Annotated in this window: 15 protein-coding genes and 1 pseudogene; 11 read left to right on the top strand and 5 right to left on the bottom strand. The window is 39.7% G+C overall.

Features of this window, described 5'->3' with window-relative positions:
* Nucleotides 1-134 precede the first annotated feature (134 nt).
* The 10 genes from HYI04_RS06605 to HYI04_RS06560 all read left to right on the top strand — a co-directional run bounded on the left by HYI04_RS06605 (nt 135) and on the right by HYI04_RS06560 (nt 13,212).
* The gene (locus tag HYI04_RS06605; RefSeq protein WP_159153351.1) at nt 135-2,213 is read left to right on the top strand and encodes an EAL domain-containing protein; all 2,079 of its coding nucleotides are present in this window, start codon (nt 135-137) and stop codon (nt 2,211-2,213) included.
* Nucleotides 2,214-2,446: 233 nt separating this feature from the next.
* On the top strand, nt 2,447-2,953 hold the full coding sequence (locus HYI04_RS06600) for a hypothetical protein (protein WP_159153350.1): 507 nt from the start codon (nt 2,447-2,449) through the stop codon (nt 2,951-2,953).
* A 380-nt stretch (nt 2,954-3,333) separates the two neighbouring features.
* Nucleotides 3,334-4,923, top strand: coding sequence for a peptide chain release factor 3 (locus tag HYI04_RS06595; RefSeq protein WP_062034954.1), 1,590 nt, complete (start codon nt 3,334-3,336; stop codon nt 4,921-4,923).
* 91 nt (nt 4,924-5,014) lie between these two features.
* Entirely contained in the window at nt 5,015-5,833 is an 819-nt protein-coding gene (locus tag HYI04_RS06590) for a hypothetical protein (protein ID WP_159153349.1), read from the top strand.
* A gap of 54 nt (nt 5,834-5,887) precedes the next feature.
* Nucleotides 5,888-6,838, top strand: coding sequence for an RsiV family protein (locus HYI04_RS06585; protein WP_159153348.1), 951 nt, complete (start codon nt 5,888-5,890; stop codon nt 6,836-6,838).
* Nucleotides 6,839-6,850: 12 nt separating this feature from the next.
* On the top strand, nt 6,851-7,666 hold the full coding sequence (locus HYI04_RS06580; protein WP_029574942.1) for a TatD family hydrolase: 816 nt from the start codon (nt 6,851-6,853) through the stop codon (nt 7,664-7,666).
* 127 nt (nt 7,667-7,793) lie between these two features.
* On the top strand, nt 7,794-10,547 hold the full coding sequence (acnA, locus tag HYI04_RS06575; protein ID WP_178896026.1) for an aconitate hydratase AcnA: 2,754 nt from the start codon (nt 7,794-7,796) through the stop codon (nt 10,545-10,547).
* A gap of 114 nt (nt 10,548-10,661) precedes the next feature.
* Nucleotides 10,662-11,429 (top strand): ThiF family adenylyltransferase, encoded by a 768-nt coding sequence (locus HYI04_RS06570; RefSeq protein ID WP_178896025.1) that lies wholly within the window; start codon nt 10,662-10,664, stop codon nt 11,427-11,429.
* Nucleotides 11,430-11,528: 99 nt separating this feature from the next.
* Nucleotides 11,529-12,638 (top strand): DUF695 domain-containing protein, encoded by a 1,110-nt coding sequence (locus tag HYI04_RS06565; protein WP_178896024.1) that lies wholly within the window; start codon nt 11,529-11,531, stop codon nt 12,636-12,638.
* Nucleotides 12,639-12,702: 64 nt separating this feature from the next.
* Nucleotides 12,703-13,212: a hypothetical protein gene (locus HYI04_RS06560; protein WP_058868931.1), complete on the top strand. Its 510-nt coding sequence runs from the start codon at nt 12,703-12,705 to the stop codon at nt 13,210-13,212.
* Nucleotides 13,213-13,274: 62 nt separating this feature from the next.
* Here the strand turns inward: HYI04_RS06560 and dusA are convergent, their stop codons facing one another.
* Nucleotides 13,275-14,297 (bottom strand): tRNA dihydrouridine(20/20a) synthase DusA, encoded by a 1,023-nt coding sequence (gene dusA / locus HYI04_RS06555; protein WP_159153346.1) that lies wholly within the window; start codon nt 14,295-14,297, stop codon nt 13,275-13,277.
* A 133-nt stretch (nt 14,298-14,430) separates the two neighbouring features.
* Here dusA and xerC point away from each other — a divergent pair, with 133 nt between their 5' ends.
* Complete coding sequence (gene xerC / locus HYI04_RS06550; protein ID WP_159153345.1) at nt 14,431-15,579, top strand: tyrosine recombinase XerC; 1,149 nt, start codon at nt 14,431-14,433, stop codon at nt 15,577-15,579.
* Here xerC and HYI04_RS06545 read toward each other — a convergent pair.
* From HYI04_RS06545 to HYI04_RS06530, 4 genes and pseudogenes are all read right to left on the bottom strand, one after another.
* Nucleotides 15,563-15,834: pseudogene (locus HYI04_RS06545) on the bottom strand (pyocin activator PrtN family protein). The gene xerC and the pseudogene HYI04_RS06545 sit on opposite strands and share 17 nt — an antisense overlap.
* 16 nt (nt 15,835-15,850) lie before the next feature.
* Nucleotides 15,851-16,804, bottom strand: a complete 954-nt coding sequence (locus HYI04_RS06540; RefSeq protein ID WP_151706561.1) for a hypothetical protein — start codon at nt 16,802-16,804, stop codon at nt 15,851-15,853.
* A 12-nt stretch (nt 16,805-16,816) separates the two neighbouring features.
* Nucleotides 16,817-17,719, bottom strand: coding sequence for an inovirus-type Gp2 protein (locus tag HYI04_RS06535; RefSeq protein WP_151706560.1), 903 nt, complete (start codon nt 17,717-17,719; stop codon nt 16,817-16,819).
* Between the two features lie 666 nt (nt 17,720-18,385).
* A complete protein-coding gene (locus HYI04_RS06530; protein WP_178896023.1) occupies nt 18,386-19,537 on the bottom strand; it encodes a hypothetical protein in 1,152 nt (383 codons plus the stop codon).
* Between the last annotated feature and the right edge of the window lie 115 nt (nt 19,538-19,652).

Here is a 19,652-nt window from a genome sequence, read left to right as displayed (position 1 = left end):
TCTAATGATATCTCTGTGATTTTTTCTTGACCTGAACCTGTTTGTATAAGATTCTTAATCGGGTAGTAATGCTTTTCGCCTTTGATAAAAAGGATATAAATGAAGAAAAAGAGAAATTAATACGGACATTTTATATGATGCATGTGCATTACGATTTTAGTTTGGTATTAGGTTCAATTGTTGTGGCATTGTTGGCGTGTTTTTTTGCAGTGTCGACCGAACGCTTATTATTTCGTACTTGGCGTAAAAAATTTCAAACAGTGCTCATTTTACTCAGTAGTTTTTTCTTAGGCTGTGCCATTTGGGCCATGCATTTTGTGGGTATGTTGGCTTGTGATTTGCCGACGCATAGTTATTTTGACCCTGCACTGACAATTCTTTCTTTTTTTATTGCTTTTATTGCATCTGTTTTTTCAATTTGGTTGACCACGCGTCAGACCTTACCTTTTTTAAGATTGGTTTTGGGGTCGGTATTGATGGGGCTTGGTATTTCGGGCATGCATTATACTGGCATGATGGGGCTGATTATTGAGGGCTATCAGAGTGTTTACGATCCTTTATTAACAGTTTTTTCTATTTTACTTGCCATTAGTGGCTCGGGTTTAACCTTTTGGCTGATCTTTAAATATAAAAGTGCAGTCAGTAAGAAACTGTTGTACCAATGGTATGTTGCAGGGATGATGGCCTTGACCATCGTAAGTATGCATTATACCGGTATGCTTGCAGTCTCGTTCTATCCAACCCATAGTGACAAACTGGTCATGACCCTTGAAGCAGGTCAAAGCATTGTTTTATTTGTTGTTATCTTTATTACCTGTTTGATTTTGGTGGCGGCATTTGTTGTTGCGGTGTTGGAGCAGCGTTTAGAAGAGCGCAATATTCAACTTTCTCTGGCCAATAAAGAGTTGGCAAATCAGGCGGTACAGGATAATTTAACCAAGCTGCCCAATCGATTGTATTTGGCGGAATATGCCCATTTTTTGTTTACAGATCAACGCTTCCGCAATGAAAGCATTGCCTTTTTATATATCGACTTAGACCGTTTTAAAGCCGTAAATGATGTCTTTGGGCATCATGTTGGGGATCAATTATTGGTTCAACTAACCACTCGGATTCATCGCCACTTAAGTAAAAATGAAAAAATTCTCAGAATTGGTGGGGACGAGTTTCTGATGGTGCTGGAACAGGCGACGCCTGAGCAAGCGTGCCAAATGGCGGAGCACGTGCTGGAGTTGATTCAAGATAGCTTTTTGATTGCGGGTAAAGAAATTAATGTGTCTGCGAGTATTGGTATTGCGATGTATCCTGAACATGGTAGTAATTTGCAGGATTTACTGATTAATGCCGATGCAGCGATGCTGACCTCAAAATATCAGGGAAGAAATACCTATTCTATTTTTAACTACAGTTTTGACCAACAAGAAGCGAAAAGCCAAACTAAGCTAATCAATGACTTATATAAAGCCGTAGAAGAACAACAGTTTGTTTTGTATTACCAGCCTAAATTTACCATCCAAGATCAACGGATTTGTGGAGTCGAGGCGTTGATTCGCTGGAAGCATCCGACTTTAGGCTTGCTGACCCCCAATATGTTTATTAAAGGCGCAGAGAAAACGGGGTTGATCATCCAAATGGGATATTGGGCTCTGGAGCAAGCATGTAAGCAACTACAAATTTGGGAACGAGAGAAAATTGAACTGTATCCAATAGCTGTGAATTTATCGGCGGTGCAGTTTGAGCATAAGCATTTATTTAATAATCTTGAGCATCTTTTTGATAAGTATAAAGTCAACCCAAATCATTTAATTATTGAAATCACTGAAAGTACGGCCATGCACCATATCGAAGGCAGCATTCGTACCTTACAGCGGTTACGTGAAATGGGAATTCGTTTGGCGATTGATGACTTTGGGACAGGACATTCCAGCTTTTTATATTTAAAAAATCTTCCTGTAGATGAGCTAAAGATTGATCGTGGCTTTATTCATGAGCTGACCGTTGGCTCAAAAGATGAAATGATCTTAGAAAGTATTGTTCATCTGGCGATTCGCTTGGGTTTGGTCGTGACAGCAGAAGGTGTAGAAAGTCCTCTGCAAATGGAAATTTTATCACGGTTAGGCTGTCAGCAATTACAAGGCTATTTGTTGGGTATGCCTATGGATGTTAAGCGCTTGGAAGAGTTTGAGTACACATCGTCAACTTATTTCAATTAAGCGATATCTACAATTTGTACCGATGGCTGATCGCTTTTATGGTGATGTAATTCAGTTGAGAGTCTAATAAAAAATAAGCAGTGTTCGCAAAAGCCTCTATCTAGTGATATCGGCTTTTTATGTATTCTTTAGAATCTATTCGTTTTAGTGTCCTGTTGTCCGTATACCAAGCTGTTCAATAAAATAAATAAAATCAGCCCAAAACATTGGGAACAATTTGGAATTAAATAATTATGGTTAGAGTCGTGACTAAGGTTGGTGATGTTTTTTCTGTAAAGTTGGATAATGAGGTGAAAAAATATTTCCAGCTCATTGCTTTTGATTTAACACAATTAAATAGTGATGTGATCAGAGCATTTAAAAAAGTGTACCCTATCCATGCAACTCCTACGTTATTGGATATCGTTAATGATGATGTCGATTTTTATGCGCATTGCGTCACTAAGCTTGGCATAAAAATGAATCTTTGGGAGAAAGTTGGAAACATATCTGATGTGGGTGGAACTTCTACAATATTATTCAGAGACACAGATGATTATGGCGTAATGGTAGGGGAAGAACCAATAAAAATTTCTCACAATTGGTTTGTATGGCACATTAATGATGATAAATTTACTTATGTTGGAAACCTAGAGGGAGAAAACCGTAAAGCAGAAATAGGTGTGGTTATGCCCCCTTTGGCTATAGTAGAACGTATAAAAACAGGGAAATATAATTTTGTATATCCAGAGTTTGAGTGAAATTTATAAAATGGGCTCAGATTAGGCTTAACAAGATAAAATAATGCCTGATGTATGAGGAGTAACAGAAGTTTTGCTCCAAGTTGTCATTGGGTACAGCGTGGTTAAGTGTACGTTCAGATAGGATCAAACAATGTTTCTGTACATCTAAGTAGCCGCTGATAGCACTAGCGTTCTATTCTTACCCACTACCAGAGCTAAAAAGCATTCGAATTGACGATGAATGCGATGTACTAAGCTGATGGGTTAAGGGAAAATTATCAATAAAATCTCATTCATAAATCTGCTACAATTGCGCCAATTTTAAGTTATCACTTTACGGGTTGGATACACATTTATAAGTTGTGTACAACACCGTGTACCTATTGAAGATTTCTCTTATGTTTAAAGATCAATTGGCGAAAGAAGTCGCGGCTCGTAGGACTTTTGCGATTATTTCCCACCCCGATGCTGGTAAGACCACCATGACAGAAAAATTACTGTTGTGGGGACAAGCCATTCAGATTGCAGGTATGGTGAAAAGCCGTAAATCGGACCGTGCAGCCACTTCGGACTGGATGGAAATGGAAAAAGAACGTGGTATTTCGATCACCACCTCTGTGATGCAGTTTCCATTTAAAGACAAGATGATCAACCTACTCGATACGCCGGGACATGAAGACTTCTCTGAAGATACGTATCGTACCTTAACGGCGGTCGATTCAGCTTTGATGGTGATCGATGGTGCAAAAGGTGTCGAAGATCGTACTGTGAAACTGATGGAAGTGTGTCGTATGCGTGACACACCGATCATTTCGTTTGTGAACAAAATGGACCGTGAAATCCGTGAGCCTTTAGAGCTGTTGGATGAAATTGAAAACGTTCTCAAAATCAAATGTGTGCCGATCACTTGGCCGCTTGGTACAGGTCGTGACTTCGCTGGGGTGTTTAACCTGATCGAAGAAAAGTTTTATGTGTATAAAGCAGGTTTTGGTTCAACCATTACCGAAATTGAAGTCCGTGATGGTTATGACTATCCAGACTTACGTGAAAAAGTCGGTGAGCTGGCTTGGGCGGCATTTGAAGAGTCTCTAGAGTTGGTGCAAATGGCCAATGAGCCTTTAGACCACACAGAGTTCCTTGCGGGTCGTCAAACGCCTGTATTGTTTGGTACAGCATTAGGTAACTTTGGTGTAGACCATGTGTTAGATGCATTTAGCAACTATGCACCTGAACCTAAAGCGCACCCAACAGAAAATCGTTTGGTTGAAGCGACTGAAGAAGGTTTTACGGGTTTTGTCTTTAAAATTCAAGCCAATATGGACCCGAAACACCGTGACCGTATTGCCTTTATGCGTATTTGTTCAGGCAAATATGAAAAAGGTTTGAAAATGAAGCATGTGCGTCTGGATAAAGATGTGCGTATTAGTGATGCTTTGACTTTCTTAGCTGGTGATCGTCAGCACTTAGAAGAAGCATGGCCGGGCGACATTATTGGTTTACATAACCACGGTACGATTCAAATTGGCGATACTTTTACATCAGGTGAAAAATTACAATTTACGGGTATTCCGCACTTCGCCCCTGAAATGTTCCGCCGTGTACGTTTGAAAGATCCATTGAAGTCGAAGCAGTTACAAAAAGGCTTAAAAGAACTTTCAGAAGAAGGTGCAACACAGGTCTTCATGCCGCAAAATAGCAATGACTTGATTGTGGGTGCAGTGGGTGTGCTTCAGTTTGAAGTGGTGGCATACCGTTTGAAAGAAGAATACAAAGTCGACTGCGTCTACGAGCCTGTGAGCATTAACACTGTGCGCTGGGTGTCATGTGATGATGACAAAAAATTCAATGAATTTAAGAAAAAAGCACATGACCAATTATCGGTAGATGGTGGTGGTCACTTGACCTACTTGGCACCGAGTCGTGTGAACTTACAACTGATGCAAGAGCGCTATCCAGACATCGTGTTCCGCAATACCCGCGAACACTAATCGGGATGTTAAACAATAAAACAGCTTCTTCGTGAAGCTGTTTTATTATGCAAGATACTTTAATTTTAATCATGAATTTCATGGAAGACGCATGTTGCAGAAACAGGCTATTTATACAATATTGGTGAGTTTGACTGTCTTATTGACGGCATGTGACTCCTCTAAACAATCTGAAACAGACACAGATGCCAAAAGCTCGGTATTTAAAACAGAGCAGGCTGAAGTGTTACCGTATTTGAATATTCAGCAACAAGCGGCTGATATTGCACAGCCATTTTGTGAAACCAAGAACTGTATTGAATTAGATCTGCAAAGCTTAACAACGGCAGATCCGTGGTTAAACCAATGGATTGCCAAAAGTCAGGCTCGCGTAATTCAAGATCAAATTGGCTTAAAACAAGACATGAGCTTACAGCAAGCCATTAATGCCTATGTGAAAAAGTCGGATACATGGCAAGCTGAATTCAAGGGCAATAAGGCTTATAGCTTGGCGATGTATACGCGTATACCGTATCAGCGCAATCAGTTTGTGCTCATGCAAATTGGGGTTGATACCAATCAAGAGAATGTAAATGTTAAGGAACGTTATTATTTCTTTGTTGCTGATCGTAAAAACCAAAAAGCGGTGGCATTATTAGATTTAATTCATCCGAAACAGCAACTGGCGATGAATGTTTTGGTGCAAAAAGCGTATCAAGACTGGCTGAAGAAACAAGAACCTGAAGTGAGAAAATCTGCACCAGCGAAGTTGTACTGGGGGCAAGCAGATTGGTTTTTTGACCAAGAGGGCATCGGTTTACACTATCGGACTCATGAGGTTGTAAAAGATGGGACCCAGCTTGATATTTATTTGACGAAAGCACAAACTCAACAGGTATTAAAAGCCGATGTTTATGCCCAGTTGTTTTAGCACATTGGCCAAAGCAAGAGCTGGCTTCACGAGGTAAGAGGTAATAGGTTATTTATGTTAAAAAGCAAAACAATATTGACAATCAGCGTACTTGCAGCTGCAATCAGTTTGACAGCCTGCCAACCAAAAGATAAAGAGCCTCAAACTCCTGCAACGCAAACCACAGCGGCTTCAGAGGTAGACGCTACTTTAAAACTGGTCGGTGACACCGAAAAATTACAATTCGAATTACCTGAATGCGATGGCAATGCTTGCCCAGAATTAAACATTGATCGTTTGCAAAGTAATCAAGCCTTTATTGATGAATTTATCGATCAACAAATTGTGAAAGATCTCTCGCAGATTATTGATATTTCGCCTATGCATAGCAGTTCTGATAGCACGGCATCAAGTGCGGTGGCTGCAAGTTCTGAACCTGCGGTAGTGGGCCAAGTCCTAACCCCTAAGCTGAAACTAGAGAAACAAGTTCAACCTTATTTGGCCGCTTTTCTGGGTTTAGACCAAGAGTTGAAAGCCTTAAGTTCTAACCATCAAATTAGTTTGATGATTAAGCCTAAAATTTTAAATGCCAAAGATCCTTTGGCTACGGTGGTATTGAACACCAGCAGCTACTTAGGCGGTGCACATGGTTCATCGTCACAGCATTATTATAATTTTGACTTGAAGCAGCAAAAGCTGGTGAGTTTGGATGATCTATTGTTGCCGAATCAGAAGGCGGCGTTAAATAGAGTAGCGCATGAAGCCTTTCGTGCTTGGGTTGTGGACTCTAAGTTAGCGACCAATGTCGATGAATATGAGCAAGCGTGGAAGTTTAGCTTGAGTAACAATTATTACTTGGGTACTGAAGGTCTGATTTTGCAATATGGCGAGTATGAAATTGGCCCTTATGTGGTGGGTTTACCGCGTTTAACTATTGGCTATGATCAACTCCAGAAAATTTTAAAGCCTGAGTATTTACCCAAAGCCAAACAGAGCGTACAGGCTGCTTCTGAAGCCAAGAGCTAATCAAGCATGAGCTTGCCTCTGTTCGATACCCATACTCATTTTGATGTTGCCGATTTTGATACTGATCGGCAGCATTTGGCTGAGCAAGCAAAACATGTTGGGGTAGAGGCACTGGTCCTTATTGGTTTTCTTGAATCACGATTTGATACGCTGATTCAGACCCATCAGCAATTAAAAAGCTGGAAGAATGTTCCGTGCTCTTATCTTGCCCCTGGTTTACATCCGTTTTATATCGAACAGCATCAGACCGAACACTTACAACGTTTAGAGCAGGTCCTGCAGCAGCAGGACTGCGTAGCTGTGGGTGAAATTGGTTTAGACACCTTTTTAAAAGAGCATAAACAGCCTGCACTTTTCGCCAAGCAGCAATCTTATTTTTCTGAACAACTGGAACTTGCTAAGCAATATCAAAAACCTGTGTTATTGCATATTCGCAAAGCACATGCAGAAAGCATTGCCATTTTAAAAGCCCAAAAATTTAAATTCGGTGGTATCGCTCATGCCTTTAGTGGTGGGGTGGAGGAAGCCAAGGCCTTGGTCAAACTCGGTTTTAAAATTGGGGTGACAGGGCAAATCACCAATCCAAATGCCAAAAAATTGCATCAAGTGGTGCAAGCACTTGGTAGTGAACATTTGGTGATTGAAACGGACTGTCCAGATATGACGCCGTTGTGTTGTCAAACATCGACTGAGCATCGCACCCGCAATACGCCGGTGAATTTACCTTGTGTTTTGGAGAGTCTCGCACAGACACTGGATCAGTCTGAGCGGTCGTTAGCAACTCAACTCTGGCAGAACTCATTGGCTGCGTTGCATTTAAAATTTTAGAAGAATAAGACAATAATCTCGATAAAAATAAGATAACCAAAAGGGAACACATTCTTTTCTAAACAGGCTTACATTAAAGAAAGAACATCATAATAAATAAATTCGCCAATACTGGGAGGGCAACCGAATGGCCAGATATAGCAAAATCAATAGTTTCAATGCATTACAAACACTCACGGTGGGTGAAAAATCCTATCAAATTTTTAACCTCCCTCAAGCCGCACAAACATTGGGTAATATTGATCAATTACCCAAGTCTTTAAAGGTCTTACTCGAAAATTTACTCCGTTTTGAAGATCAAAAAAGTGTAAAAGTAGAGCATATTCAAGCCCTAGTCGATTGGCAAAAAACCAGAAGCTCTGATCAAGAAATTCAATATCGGCCTGCACGTGTGCTGATGCAGGATTTTACTGGGGTTCCTGCTGTGGTTGACTTGGCTGCCATGCGTGCCGCAATGGCACAAGCGGGTGGCGATCCGAATTTGATTAATCCCTTGTCCCCTGTCGATTTGGTGATTGACCATTCCGTGATGGTCGATAATTTTGCAGATAAAGATGCCTTTGCTGAAAATGTCGAAATTGAAATGCAACGCAATGGTGAGCGTTATCAATTCCTACGCTGGGGACAATCGGCCTTTAATAATTTCAGTGTTGTCCCGCCCGGTACAGGAATTTGCCACCAAGTCAATTTAGAGTATCTGGCCCAAGCGGTGTGGCTGGGGGAGGATGAGGGACAAACTTTTGCGTTCCCTGATACCTTGGTGGGAACAGATTCACATACCACCATGATCAATGGCTTAGGCGTGCTCGGTTGGGGTGTTGGCGGGATTGAAGCTGAAGCGGCGATGCTTGGGCAGCCTGTATCTATGTTGATTCCTGAAGTCATCGGTTTCAAACTCACAGGAAAACTCAATGAAGGCATTACCGCAACGGATTTGGTTTTAACCATCACACAAATGCTACGCCAAAAAGGCGTGGTGGGTAAATTTGTTGAATTCTATGGCGATGGTTTGGCCGACTTGCCTTTGGCTGACCGCGCGACTATTGCCAATATGGCCCCTGAATATGGTGCGACCTGTGGTTTTTTCCCGATTGATGACGTGACCTTGGCCTATTTAGCGTTGACGGGTCGTGAGCAACAACGGATTGATTTGGTTGAAGCGTATAGTAAAGCGCAGGGCTTATGGCGAAATGCAGGTGATGAACCCGTTTTTACCGATACGTTGAGCTTGGACATGAGCACCGTGCAGGCCAGTTTGGCAGGCCCTAAACGTCCGCAAGATCGCGTCTTGCTAGCAGATGTACCTAAAACTTTTCATGACTTGATGGAACTAAATCTCAAGCCAGCCAAAGAAGCCAAAGAGCGTTTAGAAAATGAAGGCGGTGGCACAGCTGTTGAAGCTAAAAAAGCCAATCTACCGCATGAGGAGCCATCTTGCACTATTGATGGAAAATCTTACCCATTGAACCATGGTGATGTGGTGATTTCAGCCATTACCTCATGTACCAATACTTCCAATCCCAGCGTGATGTTAGCCGCGGGACTCCTCGCTAAAAAAGCCATTGAAAAAGGTCTACAGCGTAAACCGTGGGTGAAAAGTTCGCTTGCGCCTGGTTCTAAAGTAGTGACCGATTATTTGGCTGCGGCTGGTTTAACACCGTATTTGGATGAGTTGGGTTATAACTTGGTCGGTTATGGCTGTACTACGTGTATTGGGAACTCTGGACCGCTGCCTGAACCGATTGAAGAAGCCATACAGTGCCATGATCTCAATGTTGCTTCAGTGCTTTCAGGCAACCGTAACTTTGAAGGGCGTGTACATCCGCTAGTGAAAACCAACTGGTTGGCTTCGCCACCTTTGGTGGTGGCTTATGGTTTGACGGGCAATATCCGTACAGATTTGACTACACAACCGATTGGTCTCGGCAAAGATGGGCAAGCGGTTTACTTGAAAGATATTTGGCCGAGTCAGGCTGAAATTGATCATGCGCTACAGAGCGTGAATACCGCGATGTTCCATAAAGAATATGCCGCGGTATTTGATGGTGATGCAGCATGGCAGGCAATTCAGATTCCTCAAAGTCAGACCTATGCTTGGCAAGAGAATTCAACCTATATTCGCCATCCGCCATTTTTTGAAGAGATTGGTCAGCCACCGAAACCGATTACCAATATTGAGCAGGCACGTATTTTGGCTGTGCTTGGAGACTCGGTCACCACTGATCATATTTCCCCGGCAGGTAATATCAAGAAAGACAGCCCCGCAGGACGCTATTTGCAAGAGCAAGGGGTTGAACCCAAAGACTTCAACTCTTATGGGTCTCGACGTGGGAACCATGAGGTGATGATGCGAGGCACTTTTGCCAATATCCGCATTAAAAATGAAATGCTCGGTGGAGAAGAAGGTGGGAACACGATCTATATTCCAACAGGAGAAACCTTGCCGATTTATGATGCCTCTATGTTTTATCAGCAGCAACATACGCCATTAATCATTATTGCTGGTAAAGAGTATGGCACAGGCTCATCACGTGACTGGGCTGCCAAAGGCACGAACTTATTGGGGGTTAAAGCGGTGATTGCCGAAAGTTTTGAACGAATTCACCGTTCGAATTTGGTTGGTATGGGTGTATTGCCATTGCAATTTGTCGATGGACAAACGCGCCAATCCTTAAATTTGACAGGTCGTGAAGTACTTTCGATTCATGGATTATCGGATGATATCCAGCCGCATCAAACCTTGGAAATTCAGGTGCTTCGAGAAGATGGCAGTCAAGACCAATTTAAGGTGTTGTGCCGTATTGATACCTTGAATGAGGTCGAATACTTTAAAGCTGGCGGCATTTTGCATTATGTACTGCGTAATTTAATTGCAGCCTAATCTCAATGTAATAAAGTCCTGTCAGTAGCAGGGCTTTATTGTTTGTAGCGATACATTCAATCCAGGGTCGTATTCAGGTAAAATGAACACTATTTTACCGATATAGATGTACGCATGACTGATCTGCAACATGATGAATATGACCGCCGTTTTGCTGGTGTAGCCAAAGTTTATGGAGACGAGGCCTTTTCATATTATGAAAAAAGTCATGTGATGGTGATCGGGATTGGTGGTGTGGGTTCGTGGGCAGTCGAGGCTTTAGCGCGTACAGGCGTCGGCGAATTAACACTGGTTGATATGGATTCGATTGCGGCTTCGAATATTAACCGTCAATTGCCTGCGCTGAGTTCGACACTTGGACAAGAAAAAATCGAAGTCATGGCGGAGCGTTGCCGTCAGATCAATCCAAGAATGAAAGTGAATCTGATTGATGACTATTTGACTCCAGAAAACGTCAAAGAAATTTTAGAACATCGACCAGACTTAATTTTAGATTGTATTGATGACGTCAAAGCGAAATTAGCACTGATGTTGCACTGTCGTTTTAATAAGATCCCATTGATTGTTTCAGGGGGAGCGGGGGGCAAGCTCGACCCATTGAAAATCCGAGTGGCTGATCTGTCTAAAACAGAACAAGATCCAATGTTAGCAAAACTTCGAACCCAGTTGCGTGGAATGGGGATTTGTAAAAAACCTAAAGAAAAGTTTGGCATTACCTGCGTGTATTCGATTGATAACCCATTTTCTAGTGCTGAGGTTTGCCCTAGTGCTGGATTACGTTGCGGTGGCTATGGTTCAGCCGTAGTGGTGACTTCAAGCTTTGCAATGGTGGCAGTCGCGGAAGTACTGAAAAAATTAGATAGAATGAAAGCGAAACAATAAGACTGTTTTAGGTTTAATTGGACTGTATAAGTCGATATATTGATACCGTCCATAGACCGCAAAAAAGATTGAAACCAATAGAAAAAAGAGAAAAGAAAAATGAGCTTTTTAAAAAAATTATGTGGTTGTCAAAAACAAAAAACGCCTGCGAATGAAAATGCATATACTGCATTTTGGCAATGGTTTCAGCAGCATCAACAGCATTTTCACCACATTGTGGATCAAGGCAGTAAAACTGAAATCGAGCGAGATTTCTTTGATCGACTGACGCCTGAATTGGAAAAAGTCCATAGCGGCATCTTTTTTCTGACAGGCATGCTGACCCCGCAAACAGCTGAATTAATTCTTACCCCCGATGGCATCATTCCAAATATTGTTTTTGTGGAAGAGCTGATTGCGACTGCACCTGAGATTGCAGGGTGGAAGTTTACTGCGCTTAAACCTGAAAGCGATATTCATCAAGTCGGGATTAATATGCATGGTTATGAGTTTAGTCAGCAGACTTTGTCTTTTTATTTTAACCAGCAAGCCGAGTATCCCGATGAGATTGATCTGGTCGTGGTACATGATGAATATAATGCAGCTGAAAACGATGCGTTTTTACAGGCTGTGTATATTTTTCTCGATAACTATTTGGGTGAGTACGATGCGGTCACCAAATTGGACAATGTTTCTGTCCAGTCTAAGCAAGATGCCGAAAACGAATTGCTACCGATTCACTTGCTCAAAAACATTTTAATTTTAAAAAGTAGTGAAATTTCAAGATTAGACAAAATTACCCGTTCAAATACGGATGCCGATGAATTTGTCAGTTTGGAAGGTGAAACCAATGAAGGTGTACCGTTGCTGGCGACTTTAAATCGCACACTTTTAACATGGGATCAAAAAGCTTCGCATCCGTGGATGATGCTGATAGAAATCTCCTATGATGGTCAGCATTCAAATGGTATGCCTACGTCTACAGATTATGAACTGATGGATTTGATAGAAGATTCATTATTACAAGAGCTTAAGGATGTGGATGGCTATTTAAATATAGGTCGTGAAACGGGTAATCACTTAAGAACTATATATTTTGCGTGTAAAGAGTTTAGAAAACCATCCAAGGTCATTGATCAAGTGATTGAAAAATATAAAGGCAACTTTGAAATAGAGGTCAGTTTGTTTAAAGACAAATACTGGCGTGCTCTGAGTAAATTTACCAGTTAAGCTCTTATTTAAAAGAAGAGTTCGCCTGAAGCACTTTTAAAATATAACGGGATAAAGCAACTCCATGACTGATCTTTCAGGGCATTCCAAACTTGATGTTAAAATAGTGGCTATAGGGATCATTTTGAGTTGCGGTGTTGCATATGCTATTTATTCAACCGTTCGCCATTTTTATGCTTTAAATCAGATCAATGAAGCCAAAGAAATGATGAGTGATATACAGTCATTATTGGTTTGGTCAATGCATCAGTATCATGATGATGTAACGCAGGCTTGTCATTTAAAAAATATACAACAGATTGCGCAATCTGAAGAATTTCAAAATATGAATCGTATTTTAAAATTACAGGATCAAATACGTCAGAAAAGTCAATTTGTTGAACAGATCAAAGTGAATGCTACACCTGATTTACATGGTTGTATAACCACGGCTTACTTTAGAAAAGAGTCCTTTGTCAGTGAGCTTATTGCAGGAAAGTATATTTCTTATCATTATGATTTTAAAACTGAAACAATAAAATGTTTGACCAATATCCAAAAGCGTTCTTTAGTAAAACCTTGTACTCGGCTATAACGGTGAAACATAAAAAGGCGAAGCAGATGCTTCGCTTTTTTATGTTAGATCAACGTTCTAAATTACTGGGCTAGAGTGTGTTCTTTTAAATAATCTTCGGTGCGTTGCATCGCGTCTTTAATGTTAAGAATTGCATTTTCAACATCGGCAAAAGTCTTGGCATTACCACCACTTAAAGCCTGACGCCACTTGCGAGCGCCCGGAAGGTTTTGGAATAGCCCAAGAATATGGCGCGTGATAATCGACAATGGCGCACCCTCAGCCATACGCTTTGCAATATACGGCAGCATTTGGTCGATAATTTCAAAACGATCAGGTAGATCTAAATTCCACAATTGACCAAGTTCAGCCAAAAGGTAGGGATTGTGATAAGCCTCACGACCAATCATGACACCATCGACATGTTCTAAATGTGCTTGTGTTTCAGCGAAGGTTTTGATCCCGCCATTAATCTCGATCAATAGATTTGGACGTTCTTGTTTGAGTCGATAGACATCTTCATAACGCAGTGGGGGAACTTCACGGTTTTCTTTCGGAGAAAGCCCCTGAAGTAAGGCAATACGCGCGTGTACAATAAAATTATCACAGCCCGTTTTGGCTACAGTATCGACAAAATGCAGCATTTCTTCATAAGAATGCATGTCATCAATGCCGATACGGTGCTTTACCGTCACTGGAATATCTACTGCATTTTGCATTTCAGCGATACATTCTGCAACGAGGTCCGGTTCTGCCATGAGGCATGCGCCAATTTTATTGTTTTGTACACGGTCACTTGGACAGCCGACATTTAAGTTGACTTCATCATAGCCCCAGTCTTGTGCCATTTTGGTACAAGTGGCTAAGTCTTTAGGGTTTGAGCCACCGAGTTGTAAAACGATCGGGTGTTCTTCATTGTTGTAATCGAGATGTCGATTTGCACCGCCAAACAGGATCGCGCCAGTGGTCACCATTTCTGTATAAAGAATGACGTTTGGGTTAAATAGACGCGCAAAGAAACGATAGTCCTTGGTCGTCCAATCCATCATCGGGGCAACACTGATTCGCGGAGATTGAGTGTTTTCAATGTTTTTGTTAATAGTCATTAAAAATCATACCTTTAATCTATGTTTCGCAACCTGCGCGAATCTGTTTTAACCTGTGTTTAGGTGGGTTAATCGGTTTGCATTTACACCAAATTTTACACCATAATCAAAAAAACAGGTTGTGGTGTAAATTATGGGGTCAATTACAGCAAGGAAAGGTGCAGATGGTAAAGTTAACTATCGTGCTGCGATTCGAATCAATCGAATGGGCTTTCCTGCTTTCTCTGAAAGTAAAACATTCCACTCAAAGAAGTTGGCCGAAAACTGGGTTAAGAAACGAGAAGTCGAAATTCAAGAAAATCCTGATATTTTGCTTGGCAAAGAAAAGCTAATTGATCTGACCTTATCAGATGCCATAGATAAATATTTGGATGAAGTCGGGAGCGAGTACGGAAGGACGAAACGCTATTCTCTGCTCTTAATTAAGAAGCTACCAATTGCGCGCAATATTATCACAAAAATAAAATCAGTACATTTGGCCGAGCATGTTGCTTTAAGGAAGGGAGGTGTCCCTCATCTAGAACTTGAGCCTATTGCGACTAGTACACAGCAACATGAACTTTTACATATCCGTGGTGTGCTTTCTCATGCTGCTGTTATGTGGGAAATGGATATTGATTTAAATGGGTTTGATAAGGCTACGGCTCAGTTAAGAAAAACACGCCAAATATCCTCTAGTCAAAAAAGAGACCGACTTCCTTCAACGGATGAGCTGATTGCATTGACGAAATATTTTACAGAGCGATGGAAGCTAAACCGTTACGGCTCTAAGTATCCAATGCATTTGATTATGTGGTTTGCTATTTTCTCATGCAGACGAGAAGCTGAATTAACTCGTTTATATCTTCGAGATTACGATTCACATCATTCTACATGGAAAGTACATGATCTAAAGAATCCCAATGGTTCTAAAGGCAATCATAAATCATTTGATGTCCTTGATCCTTGTAAGGAAATGATTAAAAGATTAAAGCACTCAGAAGTTCGTGAACGGATGTTGAAGCTTGGGCATGATGAAAATTTGCTACTGCCGTTGAATCCTAAAAGTTTAGGCAAAGAGTTTAGAGAAGCGTGCCGAATGTTAGGTATTGATGATTTGCGCTTTCATGATTTGAGACACGAAGGCTGTACACGTTTAGCAGAACAGAGTTTTACTATTCCTGAGATTCAGAAGGTAAGCTTGCATGACTCTTGGAGTAGTTTACAGCGTTATGTGTCAGTGAAGGCAAGAAGAAATACTATGCAGTTTGAAGAGGTGCTACGCCTCATCGATGAAACGTAGCATAATCTTTAGAAGCTTCTGAATACTTACTGTCTAAAATATCTGCTAGATCTTTAATGTGCACCAAAAAAGGTGCACGTTTACTTTGATCTATTTTAAACACTGAGAAAGGGAATTCTTGATTATTCGCCTTTCTCAAGCTTCGGCTTTACTAAGGTGAGGGTAATAGTCGGAAACTATTGTCATCAGTTCAACGGTCATAGAGCGATATTTCATAAAGAGGTAGTCAGCAGTGGTAAGCTGAAACATTCCCATTATTAAATTTTCAACCCTATTTGACAAATTTTGAGTACAAAATCTCAAGAGAAGTCTGTAATCCATCTACTCTATATAATGCATCTGTACCTATAAGATAGCTTTTTAGACATCTGATCCGTTCTCTGTAATTTGGGTTTTTCTTACTAAAACGGTTGTTAGCAAGAAACCCATTTAGGCATCCAGAATCATAGTTAAAGTAATAGCAGCTATTTGATTCAACAGTATTTTTTATACTCTGAAAGAAGCTTAGGTCTGTAAACCCTGATGGTTCATCAATGTAATCTTTCTGCAAGATTACGATATAGCGCAGATTCATGCGCTTGTTTAAACAAGGTTCTTTCTTTAACAGAATGGCTAAACATTTATCAGGCTCGAGATGATTCAGCTGAATTTTTATTTCATTGCTGATAAATTTCTCTAACCCATTAAGATGTATAGTATTATTTTGATCCGTATCATAATTAAGGCAGAACTCTTGAAGCTCAAAACCAGAAGAGCTTCTTTCAATATTTCGAAATATTGTATCCAATTCTTGCTTTGAGCCTTCAAAAGGCTTAGACCATTCGATAAGGCTCTTAGTAAATTCAATAGTTTGTATGCGATATTGGAAATGCTCAGATAAATAAGATACAGCAAGTGGATTAATTGTAGCAGTTTGATTTTGCTGAATTAAGCCATGCTCATAAGCTAGATTACCTAAGTTTGCATTATATGGATTCAGGCTAATATTTGACATATTGCCATTAAACCATGGTGCATTATTCAGCCAAGGAATTGTTTGTATTGCTTGCATAATAGCGACATTTGAGCCTTTAAGGGCTTTTTCAATGCTTTTAGCAGATGCTTTTCCAATAAGTGATGCTGCTTGATAAATATCAGATGGACTTGGATGTGACAGTGCTAATCGTGCACCAGTGCTACAAAAATAAGCAGTATGAGCTACTGAAAGATATTTCTTAGTCAACATTAGAAATCCTCCTTATTTGCTATTCAACAAAGTTGTGTTAACAGCTTTTCTTGGACGACCAGCATTAGAGCGTCGTTGAGGTGGTTGACTAATTTGAATTGTTCTAACGCTATTTAGTTTGTTAAACATGAGGTACTGTTCCTTTTTACAGAAATATTGAACACAATCATCTAACGCCTTTTGCTTTGCGGTATCTGTGTGATCAATCATTCCTATACATAGAGTTTTGTATTTGTCTTTTGCCATGTGGCAGTTATAGGTGCAGCCTTGATCGTTCGTAAGCTTTTTCCAGTACTTGGTAATTTCATGTGCAAAATACCCATCATTTTGATGTAAATTACCATCCATAAAAAACAGAGCGTGGACGTGAAAGCCCTTTTTTAACCCATGTTCAAACTTCAAAATATAACCCTTGATTTGGTTCAATATTTTGTTATGCCTTCTATTCCGTAATAACTGTGCAATTAGCTCTTTTAAAGATTGCAAGGCATTTTCAGAATGAAAGGGGTGTTGCAGTTCATCTGGGCAATAGGGGGTTAAGTTCTCTAAAGGTGGCTTAAAGGCAAAATCAACACGTATAACCAAAAGTTTGCTGAATTTGGCAAAGCATTGGTTTATCGCTTTACGACAAGACTTTAAGTTTTGTTTAGCCTTTTCCTCACGTTTTCGGATAACATTTTTTACTATAGTGCTACCCATTTGCTCACGAATCAGTTGAACGAATTGATTTAATAAATCTGCTCTTGGCTGTATATGTACAAGAGGTTGGGAATTTGGTTGTTCAAATAACCCAATCAGATCTAATTCGGTATTTAAAAGTTCTTTTGCTTTGAAGAAACATAATATTTCTTCACAAACTATAAAGTCTTTCAGGTAATTAAGATCAATGCCTGTAATATCATCAAAGACAGGCACAAATGGTCTTATCCACTGAGCGTAGTAAAAGAAGCCCTTAAATTCGTTGAAATCATCGGGTTCAACTTTGGCTGCAAATTCGCTTTGCGTTTAAACATTCCCTGACGAATGACACTATATTGAGCATACATTTCAAGCGGTGGTCACGATATAAAATGGTCTGTTCAATCTCTGATGATGGCAGAAGTTCAAATGCACCATCGCTAATAAGAGGATAAACAATCGCAGGTGTTTGAGCTTTGAAAGGTTTAAGAGGCATGAGTGTACCCCTTAGCTTTATAGCAGTGAAATCTATACTGATTAATAATCAGTAGTGTTATACAAAACACTACTGGAATAGGTATATACAAACTACCCAGATGATAAGTAGTACACCTATTGGGATAATAGATACTTAATAGTAATATTATCCTTAATTCAGAGGTTCGGCCTGATCGAGGTTTTATACTTTGACCTTGTGATGAACCCGAAGGTTTTTTAAATATTGCGGTGTACATACTTACTGTCCTAAATGTTGGATTAGTTATGGGAAAAAGCCCATTAAATTGAATAGCTACCTTGAAGCAGAAAGGACACTATCCAATGACAGTAAATTTACACTTGATTGAAAAACTATTTATGAGCCGTCCAAGTAATTAAAAAAAACTGATTAAACATAAAAATCAATTACTTATTTATTAAGTGCTCGTTAAGCTCAGGATATTTGTTGATGAATTTAAGTATTCTATCTGGCAAGTTCTCTAGCTTGATGTGCTGATTGTGGTTATTTTTGCCACGGTCATTTTCCATGAAAACCTCAATTTCCTTTGCAATCTCATCTGCTATTTTTTCAGCAGCTGCATTCTTGCTTTTATATTTATTCTTGAATTTGTCTTGCTTGATAAGTTCTAAAATTTTGTTATCAATAGCTTCAAAATTGTGTTTCTTTTTTAAATTCCCTTCAGCATTTAATGATGAGCCATTTAGTTTTTTAAGTAACTTTGTATTGTTTAACAAAGTATGCCCTTCACATATAACGGGTATGTTCTCTATTTTTTTATTTGAGTTCGGAGATCTTTGGTATTGTTTAAAAAGACCAATAGTGATGCACTGATTTATGGCTTTTTCTAAGTGTTCTACTACTTCATTGTATAATTCATCACGGTATTTCTGAGCATCTTGGATAGAGTAGGGATAATCTGGGTTTTTCTCAAAAAAATTAGGCTCTCTAATATTTTTATCAACAATATCAAGTTGATTATACAATTTTATAGCGACTAAGAGCTCTGCAATAGGCTTATAGTATTTCTGTTGATTATCTTTTTCATATGTGTTGATAATCTCTTGAATCTGTAGAAATCCTTTATCTAAAGTTAATGAATCGCTAGGTTTTGATTTTAAGATTGATTCGATGATTGTGGCTAAAATAATTACTATAGCTGTGAAAAGGTTAATAATTTTATCTTTAGTTACAATTTCACCAGTTCTCATTAATTTAACATCAAAAAAACTACACTCTTGAATAGATTTATTTAAGAACTCTGGGAGAGTTTTTCCTAGAACTGAATAATAGGAATATTGGAAGCCAGTTATATCCGTTGTTTCAGCCCACGTTTGCACACATTTTATTTTTTCGTATTTCTTGTAGTCAACTGAAAGCGATTGGCTTAATGCTTTGGCATTAGGAACGATTTCTTCGTGTGTACTTATATAGCCAATTAATTCATTTAAGAATTTTTTTTGGCTACGGATGTCTTTTTTAGATGGATTTAAATGATTTGAAGTTTTGCATTCGCCTGTTATTGATTCAACTTTCTTTTTCTTGGGAGTGAGTGGCATAATTGGGCTTCAAAGGTTGTACATAGTTGGTTATTTTATTTTATAAATCATTATCTTGAAAAGATAAACCTGATAATGTAATTAGCGAATATCTTTTAAGTGATTTTTAAAAAAG

The organism is Acinetobacter sp. SwsAc2, assembly GCF_013391465.1.
GTDB lineage: Bacteria > Pseudomonadota > Gammaproteobacteria > Pseudomonadales > Moraxellaceae > Acinetobacter > Acinetobacter johnsonii.
This window is presented reverse-complemented; position numbering and strand designations above follow the sequence as displayed.

Bases quoted from the DNA above. Each gene is read 5' to 3' on its own strand.
- HYI04_RS06605 (WP_159153351.1), top strand. From the start codon at position 135: ATGATGCATGTGCATTACGATTTTAGTTTGGTATTAGGTTCAATTGTT.
- HYI04_RS06600 (WP_159153350.1), top strand. From the start codon at position 2,447: ATGGTTAGAGTCGTGACTAAGGTTGGTGATGTTTTTTCTGTAAAGTTG.
- HYI04_RS06595 (WP_062034954.1), top strand. From the start codon at position 3,334: ATGTTTAAAGATCAATTGGCGAAAGAAGTCGCGGCTCGTAGGACTTTT.
- HYI04_RS06590 (WP_159153349.1), top strand. From the start codon at position 5,015: ATGTTGCAGAAACAGGCTATTTATACAATATTGGTGAGTTTGACTGTC.
- HYI04_RS06585 (WP_159153348.1), top strand. From the start codon at position 5,888: ATGTTAAAAAGCAAAACAATATTGACAATCAGCGTACTTGCAGCTGCA.
- acnA (WP_178896026.1), top strand. From the start codon at position 7,794: ATGGCCAGATATAGCAAAATCAATAGTTTCAATGCATTACAAACACTC.
- HYI04_RS06570 (WP_178896025.1), top strand. From the start codon at position 10,662: ATGACTGATCTGCAACATGATGAATATGACCGCCGTTTTGCTGGTGTA.
- HYI04_RS06565 (WP_178896024.1), top strand. From the start codon at position 11,529: ATGAGCTTTTTAAAAAAATTATGTGGTTGTCAAAAACAAAAAACGCCT.
- HYI04_RS06560 (WP_058868931.1), top strand. From the start codon at position 12,703: ATGACTGATCTTTCAGGGCATTCCAAACTTGATGTTAAAATAGTGGCT.
- dusA (WP_159153346.1), bottom strand. From the start codon at position 14,297: ATGACTATTAACAAAAACATTGAAAACACTCAATCTCCGCGAATCAGT.
- xerC (WP_159153345.1), top strand. From the start codon at position 14,431: ATGGGGTCAATTACAGCAAGGAAAGGTGCAGATGGTAAAGTTAACTAT.
- HYI04_RS06540 (WP_151706561.1), bottom strand. From the start codon at position 16,804: ATGTTGACTAAGAAATATCTTTCAGTAGCTCATACTGCTTATTTTTGT.
- HYI04_RS06530 (WP_178896023.1), bottom strand. From the start codon at position 19,537: ATGCCACTCACTCCCAAGAAAAAGAAAGTTGAATCAATAACAGGCGAA.